10 protein-coding genes and 1 pseudogene are annotated in these 10,034 nt (G+C 65.1%); 1 reads left to right on the plus strand and 10 read right to left on the minus strand.

The window, feature by feature from the left end; genetic code table 11:
* On the plus strand, positions 1–218 hold a 218-nt coding region (locus GOACH_RS24095), incomplete at its 5' end, for a hypothetical protein (RefSeq protein ID WP_217999527.1).
* Positions 219–358: 140 nt separating this feature from the next.
* Here GOACH_RS24095 and GOACH_RS21820 read toward each other — a convergent pair.
* The 10 genes and pseudogenes from GOACH_RS21820 to GOACH_RS24675 form a co-directional block, all read right to left on the minus strand.
* Positions 359–799, minus strand: a complete 441-nt coding sequence (locus GOACH_RS21820; RefSeq protein ID WP_174320862.1) for a DUF1931 family protein — start codon at positions 797–799, stop codon at positions 359–361.
* Positions 800–812: 13 nt separating this feature from the next.
* Positions 813–2,540, minus strand: a complete 1,728-nt coding sequence (locus GOACH_RS21825; RefSeq protein ID WP_005180062.1) for an FAD-dependent oxidoreductase — start codon at positions 2,538–2,540, stop codon at positions 813–815.
* Entirely contained in the window at positions 2,518–2,784 is a 267-nt protein-coding gene (locus GOACH_RS21830) for a UBP-type zinc finger domain-containing protein (RefSeq protein ID WP_005180064.1), read from the minus strand. Before GOACH_RS21830 ends, GOACH_RS21825 begins: the two co-directional genes overlap by 23 nt.
* On the minus strand, positions 2,781–3,233 hold the full coding sequence (gene trxA / locus GOACH_RS21835) for a thioredoxin (RefSeq protein WP_005180066.1): 453 nt from the start codon (positions 3,231–3,233) through the stop codon (positions 2,781–2,783). The genes GOACH_RS21830 and trxA overlap by 4 nt, the downstream gene beginning before the upstream one ends.
* A 14-nt stretch (positions 3,234–3,247) precedes the next feature.
* The gene (gene clpB / locus GOACH_RS21840) at positions 3,248–5,878 is read right to left on the minus strand and encodes an ATP-dependent chaperone ClpB (RefSeq protein ID WP_005180068.1); all 2,631 of its coding nucleotides are present in this window, start codon (positions 5,876–5,878) and stop codon (positions 3,248–3,250) included.
* Positions 5,860–6,189, minus strand: a complete 330-nt coding sequence (locus GOACH_RS21845) for a chaperone modulator CbpM (RefSeq protein WP_005180070.1) — start codon at positions 6,187–6,189, stop codon at positions 5,860–5,862. Before GOACH_RS21845 ends, clpB begins: the two co-directional genes overlap by 19 nt.
* The gene (locus tag GOACH_RS21850) at positions 6,186–7,139 is read right to left on the minus strand and encodes a DnaJ C-terminal domain-containing protein (RefSeq protein WP_005180074.1); all 954 of its coding nucleotides are present in this window, start codon (positions 7,137–7,139) and stop codon (positions 6,186–6,188) included. The genes GOACH_RS21845 and GOACH_RS21850 overlap by 4 nt, the downstream gene beginning before the upstream one ends.
* A gap of 5 nt (positions 7,140–7,144) precedes the next feature.
* A complete protein-coding gene (locus GOACH_RS21855; RefSeq protein WP_005180075.1) occupies positions 7,145–7,669 on the minus strand; it encodes a nucleotide exchange factor GrpE in 525 nt (174 codons plus the stop codon).
* Positions 7,670–7,677: 8 nt separating this feature from the next.
* Positions 7,678–9,561, minus strand: a complete 1,884-nt coding sequence (gene dnaK / locus GOACH_RS21860; RefSeq protein WP_005180078.1) for a molecular chaperone DnaK — start codon at positions 9,559–9,561, stop codon at positions 7,678–7,680.
* A 3-nt stretch (positions 9,562–9,564) separates the two neighbouring features.
* Positions 9,565–10,026: pseudogene (locus tag GOACH_RS24675) on the minus strand (general stress protein).
* Between the last annotated feature and the right edge of the window lie 8 nt (positions 10,027–10,034).

Consider the following 10,034-nt stretch of genomic DNA (forward strand, 5'->3'; position numbering starts at 1 on the left):
GAGCCGAGAATCTCGTCGAATCACCAGATTGCCGACACCGGATACGCCAGGAGCGCTGGGACTCGGCTCGCGAACTGCTCGATATAGGAATCGAAATCATCTGCGTGGGCGCCAAGGCGCCGCATCAATCAGGCGTGCGTCTGATTGATATAGGGCCTACCAATCCTCGCAGGGCCGGTCCGAATTCCCCTTCAACACCCACGAACTGCTCAACCTGACATAATCGCTATTATCGGCTAAACATATGGCTAGTTTCTGGCCAGTCTAGCGGCTAGGCTGAATGCATGACGACAGTGCCTTTCGGCGAAGCCAAGGATGGCACGTTTGTCCGCCATCAGTGCCCGGTCGCTGGCTGGGTTCAGAGGAGTTGATGGAAGATGTCGAGGGCGACGCTCCATTCGGCGGTCCCGGGGTTCTTGCGGTCCGGCTCGACCGTGACGAAGGTATGCGCCAGCGCCACGCTCAGGCCTCCGGCGATCAGCGGCAGTCGTTGCTCGGTCTCCTCGGAGAGAGCCACGTCCAAGGATGGCCGGGCCGCCAGTTGGTCGAGCAGAGGTTGTAGTTCGATCTCCTCGTCCAGCTTCTCGAACCGGTGGATGCTCTCCTGCAGCCCCTTGGTGATCGGCAGGTCCCACGGTTCGATCACGTCCCGCAGGTTTGCCTTTGCCGAGGCCTTGCCGATCAGGATCAGGTCGTAGATCTTGTCGTCGATGAAATCCGTATAGCGCTTGAGGTCGTTCCGGTCGACCTGTAGTCCGGCCGCTGCCCGGAAGAACCGCTGGAATTTGACGGTGCCCATCACTGGCATGTCGTCAGCTCCTTTCGAAGTATTCATGGATTTGGCGTACCGCCATCGCTCCTTCACCGACTGCGGATGCGACCCGTTTCACCGAGCCGCTGCGGACGTCGCCCGCCGCGAACAGGCCGGACCGGCTGGTTTCGAGCGTCCTGGACAGCCCGGCGCTGATCGGCCGGTTGCCGTCTCCTCGGGCGTGGACCGCGTCCATGCCGGTGAGGACGAAGCCGTGGTCGTCGAGTGCGATCGTGTCGGCCAGCCACCCGGTGTGCGGCGTCGCCCCGATGAAGACGAACAGGGCGTGCACCCGGATCGTGTCCTGGTCGCCCGTGCGATTGTCCTCGACCACAATCTCTTCGAGGTGCTTGTCGCCGTGGACCTGACGAATCTCGGTGTTCCGGTGCACGGTCACCCGCGGATGCCGTTCGATCTGGTCGACCAGGTATCGGGACATGCTCTTTCCGAGGTCGTGGCCGCGGATGAGGAGGTGAACGTGGGAGACATGGTCTGCGAGGAAGACGGTGGCCTGGCCGGCGGAGTTTCCGCCGCCGACGATGGCTACAGGGTCGGTGCCGCACAGCCGCGCTTCCTGATGGGTTGCGGCGTAATACACGCTTCTCCCCTCCAGTGCCTCGATTCCCGGAACCTCCAACTTGCGATATCGCGCGCCGGTGGCGAGCACGACCGCCCGGGCGCGGATCTCGCCGCCGTCCGCCAGCCGGAGCACATGGTGCCCGCCCTCGGATCCCAAACCGGTCACCTCCGCCGACACGAGAAGGCGGGTACCGAATTTCCCGGCCTGGATTAGGGCGCGCTCGGCCAATTCGGCGCCGGAGATCCCCGCCGGGAAGCCCAGGTAGTTCTCGATCCGGGAGGAGGTGCTAGCCTGCCCACCTGCAGCGATCGACTCCAGTGTCACCGTGTTCAACCCGTCGGATGAGCCGTACACGGACGCGGCCAGACCCGCCGGTCCGGCACCTACGACGACGAGGTCGCACACGTCCTGGGCTGCGTCCGGGACCGAGTCTGGGACCGGGAGCCCGACGATGCGGGCGAGTTCGGCGTTCGTCGGATTGCGCAGCACTTTCTCGCCGTGCCAGATCACGACGGGAGTGTCCTCGGGGGCGACACCCAGGCTTTGCAGCAGCTGCTCCGCCCGTTCGTCTTGCTCCAGATCGATCCACCTGTGGGGCAGCCGGTTTCGTATGGCGAATTCGCGAAGCCGCAACGTGTCCGGGGAATAGCAGGAGCCGATGATCCGGAACCCCGCGCCGAGCCCGATCAGCAGGTGCCGGCGGATCAGGTAGGCGCGCAGGATCAGATCGCTGAGCACGAGGTCGTGGGCGACGAGCTCGCGCACCCGCTCGGCCGGGACGACGAGGACCTCGCCGTTCTCGATCGCTTCGGCGGTGAAGAACGCCACCTGGCCTTCCAGCAGTCCGAGCTCGCCCAGGAATCGGCCCGGACCGTGCACGCGCAGTATCCGGCGTTCGCCGTCCTCGGCGCCCTCGTCGATGACCGCGACCTTGCCGGTGAGGATGACGAAGAAGTCGTTGCTGGGCGCGCCCGCTCGGATCAGCACCTCGCCGGCGTGAACCGATCGACGCGTGCCACCGACCTCGAGCGTCGTGATCTGGTCGTCCGTCAGCCGCGGGAATGCTCCGACTGTATCCGGGGTCTCGTCGTCGACGAGCTGACCGTCGCCGAGGCGTGGGGCGTCCTCAGACGAAGTTCTGGTCGACATAACACCAGCGCCAATCTTCACCGGGTTCCATCGACTGGACGATCGGATGGCCGATGGTGTGAGCGTGTGCGCTCGCGTGCTTGCCCGGCGAGGAGTCGCAGCAACCGACGTGTCCGCACGTCAGGCACAGCCTCAGATGTACCCACGGGGTGCCGAGGCGAAGACATTCCTCGCAACCCTGTGGAGTGCGGGGCACCACGGCCCGGATCGCGGTCACGTGCGGGTCGGCATGGACCGAGGTCATGGCTTCGCCTTCTTGCCTGCATTTTCCGAGAGCGCCTGATCGAGCCACGTGCGCAGCTGGGGTACCGGAGCTGCGCCCGCCTGACGAGCGAGTACCTCACCTCGGTCCATCACCAGCAGAGTCGGTACGGCGCGGACGGTGAACCGTTCGGCCGTCTGGGGCGCAGCGTCCACGTCGACCTTGACCAGCTTGATCTGACCTGCGCGTTCTGTGGCGAGCTGCTCGAGCGCGGGGCTGACCATGCGGCACGGAGCGCACCACGTCGCCCAGAGGTCAACGAGTACAGGCACCGAGGATTTCTCGGCGACCTCCGCGAAGTCGCCGTCCCCTGCCGAGGCGATCCAGGGCAGCGGCTCGTGGCAGTTCCCGCAGCGGGGTCTCCCGTCCCCGGCCGCCGGCACCTTGTTGACCTTGCCGCAGTGTGGGCACTTCACCTTGTCGGATCCCATGACGACACCTCTTCTCAGGCCGCGATGGCGGGTTCCGTATATGCGACGGCGAGCTCGCCGCCGTCCACCGTGACACTGATGGTGCCGCCCGGTTCGATTTCGCCGCGCAACAGCGCACGACCTATCCTGGTTTCGACCTCATGGGCGATATACCGCCGCAGCGGCCGCGCACCGTAGACCGGGTCGAAACCGTGTTCGGCGATGAGCCGGCGTGCTTCCGGCGTGATATCCAGGTGTATCTGGCGCTCCGACAACCTGTTCCGAAGATCGGCGAGCTGCAGCTCGACGATGTGCTCGATCTGGGGCAGCGTGAGCGGGGTGAACAACACGATGTCGTCGACCCGGTTGAGGAACTCGGGACGGAAGTGCCCGCGCAGTTCCGCCAGCACCCGCTCCCGGGCGTCCGGCTTGATCTCGCCGTCGGCTGTGACTCCCTCGAGGAGATGCTGGGATCCGATGTTGGAGGTCATGATGATCACCGTGTTCCGGAAATCGACTTGCCTGCCTTGAGAATCGGTGATCCGGCCGTCATCGAGCACCTGCAGCAGGGTATTGAAGACGTCGGCGTGGGCCTTCTCGATCTCGTCGAAGAGCACCACGGAGTACGGCTTGCGGCGCACCGCCTCGGTGAGCTGGCCACCCTCGTCGTACCCGATGTACCCGGGGGGTGCACCGATGAGCCTACTCACCGTGTGCCGCTCCTGGTACTCGCTCATGTCCAGGCGCACCATGTTGTCTTCGCTGTCGAAGAGGGCACTGGCCAGCGTCTTTGCGAGCTCGGTCTTCCCCACACCTGTCGGGCCCAGGAAGATGAACGAACCGATCGGCCGGCGCGGATCACGGATACCGGACCTCGCCCGGATGACCGCGTCTGCGACCAGTTGCACAGCCTCGTCCTGACCGATGACTCTCTCGTGCAGGATTTCGTCGAGTTTCAACAGCTTTTCCCGCTCTCCTTCCTGTAGCCGGGCGACCGGGATGCCCGTCCATGCGGCCACGATTTCTGCGATCTCGTCTTCGGTGACCACCTCACGCAGCAACGGATTGCGGCCTTGCCTGGTGGCCAATTGCTCCTCCGCCGCCTCGAGCCTGCGTTCGAGTTCGGTGATCTCGCCGTAGCGCAGCTCGGCGGCCCGATTGAGGTCGTAATTGCGTTCGGCCTCCTCGGCCTCGTGGCGCAATCGTTCCAGCTCCCCCCGTAGCTCCTGCACCCGACGGATCGCTTGGCGCTCCGCCTCCCACTGCGCGTGCCGGGCGTCGGCCTCGGCCCGCAGATCGGCCAGCTCCTTACGCAACTCTTCGAGACGCGCCTTGCTGGCCGCGTCCGTTTCCTTGGACAGCGCGGCCTCCTCGATCTCCAGCCGGGTCACCTTCCGGGTGAGCTCGTCGAGTTCGGCGGGCATCGAATCGATTTCGGTGCGTAGCCGCGCACACGCCTCGTCTACCAGATCGATCGCCTTGTCCGGAAGGAAACGGTCGGTGATGTACCGGTGCGAGAGGGTCACGGCGGCCACCAGTGCGCCGTCCTGAATCTTCACGCCGTGAAACACCTCGAGGCGTTCTCGAAGTCCGCGCAGAATCGAGATCGCATCCTCGATGCCGGGCTCGTCGACGAGAACGGTCTGGAAGCGTCGCTCCAGTGCCGCATCGGATTCGATGTGCTTGCGATACTCGTCGAGGGTGGTGGCACCGATCATGTGCAGTTCGCCGCGGGCGAGCATCGGCTTGAGCATGTTGCCGGCGTCGAGAGACCCCTCGCCGCCGACCGATCCCGCGCCGACCACTGTGTGTAACTCGTCGACGAACAACAGGATGCGCCCCTCGGCCGCCTTCACCTCGGACAGCACCGCCTGCAGTCGCTCCTCGAACTCGCCGCGGTACTTCGCGCCGGCCACCAGGGAACCCATGTCGAGCGAGAAGATCGTCTTGTCGCGTAGGCCCTCGGGCACGTCGCCGCGGACGATCCGCTGGGCGAGGCCCTCGACGATCGCGGTCTTGCCGACGCCGGGGTCGCCGATCAGCACCGGATTGTTCTTCGTCTTCCGGCTCAGGATCTGCGTTACCCTGCGGATCTCGGCATCGCGGCCGATGACCGGATCGAGTTTGCCTGCCCGCCCCTCGGAGACGAGGTCGCGTCCGTACTTCTCGAGCGCCTCGTACGCACCCTCCGGGGTGGCCGAGGTGACGCGCTGATTGCCGCGCACTGTGGTCAAGGCGGTGAGGAAGGCCTCTCGTGTGACCCCATGACTGGTGAGAACCCGTCCGGCCGCACTGGTCGACCCCTCCTCGGAGAGAGCCATCACGAGATGCTCCACCGACACGTAGGAATCCTTGAGTCGCTTCGCCTCCCGTTCCGCGGCGTCGAGCAGCTTGGCCAGGCGTTGGGTGATCATCACCTGACCGGGCGTCGCGCCGGGGCCGCTGACCTTCGGCCTGCGCGAGAGTTCACGTTCCAGATCGGATCGCAGGGCGTCGACGTTCGCGCCGGCCTGCTCGAGCAGTCGGGGTACCAGCCCGTCCTGCTGATCGACCAACGCGAGCAGCAGGTGCTCTCCGTCGACCTCTGTGTGGCCCATTCTGGTCGCCAGGTTCTGGGCTTCCTGCAGGGCTTCTCGTGACTTTTCAGTCAGGCTGCCGGTGTCCATGGGGGTGTCTTCCTTCCGTGGGACGCTGCTTCGAGTTTCTCGATTCGATCCAGCAGATCGAGCACGAGCCCGATTGCCGAGTAGTTCAGGCCTAGACCCGTCCGTAACCGTTGGATGCGGGCAGCGTGGGCCACTGCTGACGGTTCGAACAATATTTCGCCGCCGGGGTCGCGGTGGGCGTCGAGCAGGCCGAGAGCCACAAGCTTTCGTGCCAGGTCGGGGTGCAGCCCGGTACGTTCGGCGAAGACATCCAGCGACATTCCGGTACGGCGAACCAATATGTACTGGGTGACCGGGGTCGGGGTGCTCATGGCTGTTTCCTCGGATCGAAGTTCGATTCGGTGGCCAACTGTTCGAACAGCTCGCGTTCGCGTGCTGTCGGTTTCGGCGGCACCATCACCTTGATTTCGGCGTAGAGGTTGCCGTTGGCGCCCCGCGGATTGGGCATTCCTTCTCCGCGCAGGCGCAGCTTCCTACCTGTCGACGAGCCCGGTACGACTTTGACTTTCGCCTCGCCACCCGGGGTGGGAACGGCGACCGTCGCGCCGAGGGCTGCTTCCCAGGGGGAGACGGGCAGGTCGACGTAGATGTCCCGGCCCTGGACGCGGAACCGGGGATGCGGTTTGATCCGGACCACGAGGTACAGATCCCCGGGCGGCGCGTCGCCGTTGCCCCGGCCTCCTTGCCCGGCCAGCCGGATTCGCTGGCCGTCCAGGACACCGGCCGGAATGTTGACGTCGTATCGCCGGCCGTCCAGTCTGAGAGTGCGTTTGCCGCCCCGGTACGCCTCTTCCAGGGGCAGTTCCAGTTCCGCTTCCTGATCGGCGCCGGGAATCGGCCCGTACCCGCCACCGCCGCCGAACATCTGTCCGAAGAGGTCCTCGAAGTCGACGCCGCCCTCGCCACCGACACCGTGACCGAAGTGCACCCTTCTGCCCCCGCCCCCACCGCCGTACCCCCCACCGCCGTACCCGCCGCCGCCGAACCCGCCGCCGTACCCACCGGCGCTTGCCCGGACCCGTTCGTCGTAGTCCTCGGGCACACGCCGGAAGTCGTCACCGAATCGGTCGTAGCGTTTCCGGGTGTCCGGGTCGGATAACACATGGTAGGCCTCATTGATCTCTTTGAACTTGTCTTCCGCAGTGGGGTCTTTGTTGATGTCGGGGTGATATTTGCGGGCAAGTCGGCGGTAGGCCTGCTGGATTTCGTCGGTGTCGGCGCTGCGCGGGACCCCGAGCGCTTCGTAGTAGTCACGCGCCATGGCGCTCACTCCTCAGGTCGGCTGACGACCACGGTGGCGGGACGCAACTGCTGTCCGTTTTCTCCGTAACCTGGCCGCAAGACCTCGATCACGGTTCCGGAGGGAAGGTCGGGTTGGGTCACCACACTGACCACTTCGTGGAGCTCCGGGGAGAACGGCACACCGACCTCGTCGTGGCGCTCGAAGCCGAGCCGTGACAGTATCTGCACCGCCTGGTCCCGGATTGCCTTCACACCGTCGACGACAGTCTGCGGGTCACTACCCGCATGTGCCAGCGCAAGCTCCAGGTTGTCCAGCACCGGCAGCCACGCCGCCGATACCCTCGCTGTCTCCGCGGCGCGTTCACGGTCGAGATCTTTGGCATACCGCTTGCGCAGGTTGTCCAGATCTGCGAGGGCCCTGCGCCAGCGGTCCTCGAGTTGAGCGAACTCAGCCCCCGTGTCGGTGCGATCAGGCGCCGTCTCGGTCTGATCCCCGTCGGTACCGTCGGTAGCCGGCTCGGTCGTCGAATGATCAGCAGATCTGTCCATCAGGTGCCTCAGCTTCGATCGAATTCGGCGTCGATCACGTCGTCGTCATCCGACGACGCAGCGTCTCCACCGCCAGCCTGGTGTCCGTCGCCGCCGCCGGCCTGGACCGGGGCGAGCCCATAGAGCAGCTGCTGCAGCTCCGAGGTCAGTGGCTGTACCTCCGCGGGTGAAGCACCGTCCTTCACAGCTTTCCTGGCGTCGGCGACCAGCATCTCGGCGCGCGCCTTGTCGTGCGGTGGCGCACTCTCACCGAGTTCGGCCAGTCGCCGTTCCACCTGATAGGCAACCGAATCGAGCTCGTTACGCGCGTCGACAGCCTTGCGCAGCGCCTCGTCCTCACCCCGGTTCCGTTCGGCCTCCGCGAGCATCCGCTCGACCTCACCCTGATCCAGGTTGCCCTGCTCACTGATCGTGATGCTCTGCTCCTTGCCGGTGTCCTTATCCCGAGCGGTGACGTTGAGGATGCCGTTGGCATCGATATCGAACGTGACTTCGACCTGCGCCTCGCCGCGTGGCGCAGGTCGGATGTCTTCGAGCCGGAACCGGCCCAGCACCCGGTTGTCGGCGGCGCGTTCGCGTTCGCCCTGCAGGACCACGACGTCCACGGCGGACTGATTGTCCTCCGCGGTGGAGAACACTTCACTGCGCCGGGCCGGGATCGTCGTGTTGCGCTCGATGATCTTGGTCATCACCCCGCCCTGCGTCTCGACGCCGAGGGACAGCGGGGTGACATCGAGCAACAGCACATCGGAAACCTCACCCTTGAGCACGCCCGCCTGGACGGCGGCACCGAGCGCGACGACCTCATCCGGGTTGACGCCCATGTGGGGATCCTTACCGCCGGTGAGCCGGCGAACCAGCGCCTGCACCGCCGGAATCCGTGTCGAACCACCGACCAGGATCACCTCGTCGATATCGTTGGCGGTGACCTTGGCGTCACTCATCGCCTGCTTCACCGGACCGAGGCAGCGTTCCACCAGATCCGCCGTCAGATCCTCGAACTTCGATCGCATGATCGTGGTGGTGAGGTGCTTGGGACCGTTCGCGTCAGCAGTGACGAAGGGCAAGTTGACCTGCGCCTGCGTCACCGAGGACAACTCGACCTTGGCCTTCTCCGCGGCCTCGAAGAGGCGCTGCAATGCCTGCGCATCCTTGCGCAGATCGATGTTCTCGGCACGCTGGAATTCGTCGGCGAGGTAGTCCACCAGGCGCCGGTCGAAGTCGTCGCCGCCGAGGTGGGAGTCGCCGGCCGTGGACCGAACCTCGACTACGCCCTCACCGACGTCGAGCAGACTCACATCGAACGTGCCGCCGCCCAGGTCGAACACCAATACGGTTTCATGGACCTGCTTGTCCATGCCGTACGCCAATGCCGCCGCGGTCGGCTCGTTGATGATTCGCAGAACTTCGAGGCCAGCGATGCGGCCGGCATCCTTGGTGGCGTTGCGCTGCGCGTCATTGAAATAGGCCGGAACGGTGATGACCGCTTCCTTCACCTTCTCGCCAAGGAACCTGCTCGCGTCGTCGACGAGCTTGCGCAGCACCAGTGCACTGATCTCCTCCGGCGCGTACTTTTTGCCCCGCACGTCGAATCGCGCCTCACCGTTGTCACCCGGCACGACGTCGAAGCTGACCGCTTTGGCCTCCTCAGAGATCTCATCGTAGTGACGCCCGATGAAGCGTTTCGCCGAGTAGATCGTGCCCTTCGGGTTCAAGATCGCCTGTCGTCGGGCCAGCTGACCCACCAGGCGCTCGCCACTCTCAGTGAAGGCGACCACCGACGGCGTCGTCCGCGCACCCTCGACATTGGAGATCACCACCGGTTCGCCGCCTTGCCAGCTTGCGATGACCGAGTTGGTGGTGCCCAAGTCGATGCCTACCGCAGTTGCCATGATTCATTCCTTTCGATCGGTCCGGCCGGTGAGAAGGCGGACGGCTTCGTCCGCGACCTCGACGTCGGCGAGGACTTCGTAGTGACGTGGTTGTGTAGGGACATGGTCGTAAGGACTGGGAACGAGGTGAAGTCGCGCTGGCTGCCCTGTCCTGTGATGCGTGCATGAGCAGGCCGAACGGAGCGCCGACAACGGCACCGAAGATCGGCGCGTAGAAGCTGAGATCGAGGCGTGTACACGGCGGCCGGCCTCGGTGGAGTAATCCAAAAATCCAGCCTAATGGTGTAGCTGTCCACGCGCCCGCGGCGGCGCGGGCGCGGCCCAACGGTAGTTCAGTGTGCCGATGACCTATTCGACCGGCTCGATGTCCTGGCGCGCGATGGCTAGTTTGCCTACTGCGAAATGCTGGCCGGAGAGGTCGTCGACGTCGTTTTCAGTTTCGGCGAAGTTGGCGAACGTTACTATATTTGAGG

Origin of the sequence: Gordonia aichiensis NBRC 108223 (genome assembly GCF_000332975.1) — a bacterium.
Lineage (GTDB): Bacteria > Actinomycetota > Actinomycetes > Mycobacteriales > Mycobacteriaceae > Gordonia > Gordonia aichiensis.

Excerpts from the sequence above, each read along its gene's own strand:
- GOACH_RS21830 (WP_005180064.1), bottom strand. The coding sequence starts at position 2,784 with ATGACCTCGGTCCATGCCGACCCGCACGTGACCGCGATCCGGGCCGTG.
- GOACH_RS21845 (WP_005180070.1), bottom strand. The coding sequence starts at position 6,189 with ATGAGCACCCCGACCCCGGTCACCCAGTACATATTGGTTCGCCGTACC.
- GOACH_RS21825 (WP_005180062.1), bottom strand. The coding sequence starts at position 2,540 with ATGTCGACCAGAACTTCGTCTGAGGACGCCCCACGCCTCGGCGACGGT.
- GOACH_RS21850 (WP_005180074.1), bottom strand. The coding sequence starts at position 7,139 with ATGGCGCGTGACTACTACGAAGCGCTCGGGGTCCCGCGCAGCGCCGAC.
- trxA (WP_005180066.1), bottom strand. The coding sequence starts at position 3,233 with ATGGGATCCGACAAGGTGAAGTGCCCACACTGCGGCAAGGTCAACAAG.
- clpB (WP_005180068.1), bottom strand. The coding sequence starts at position 5,878 with ATGGACACCGGCAGCCTGACTGAAAAGTCACGAGAAGCCCTGCAGGAA.
- GOACH_RS21820 (WP_174320862.1), bottom strand. The coding sequence starts at position 799 with ATGGGCACCGTCAAATTCCAGCGGTTCTTCCGGGCAGCGGCCGGACTA.
- dnaK (WP_005180078.1), bottom strand. The coding sequence starts at position 9,561 with ATGGCAACTGCGGTAGGCATCGACTTGGGCACCACCAACTCGGTCATC.
- GOACH_RS21855 (WP_005180075.1), bottom strand. The coding sequence starts at position 7,669 with ATGGACAGATCTGCTGATCATTCGACGACCGAGCCGGCTACCGACGGT.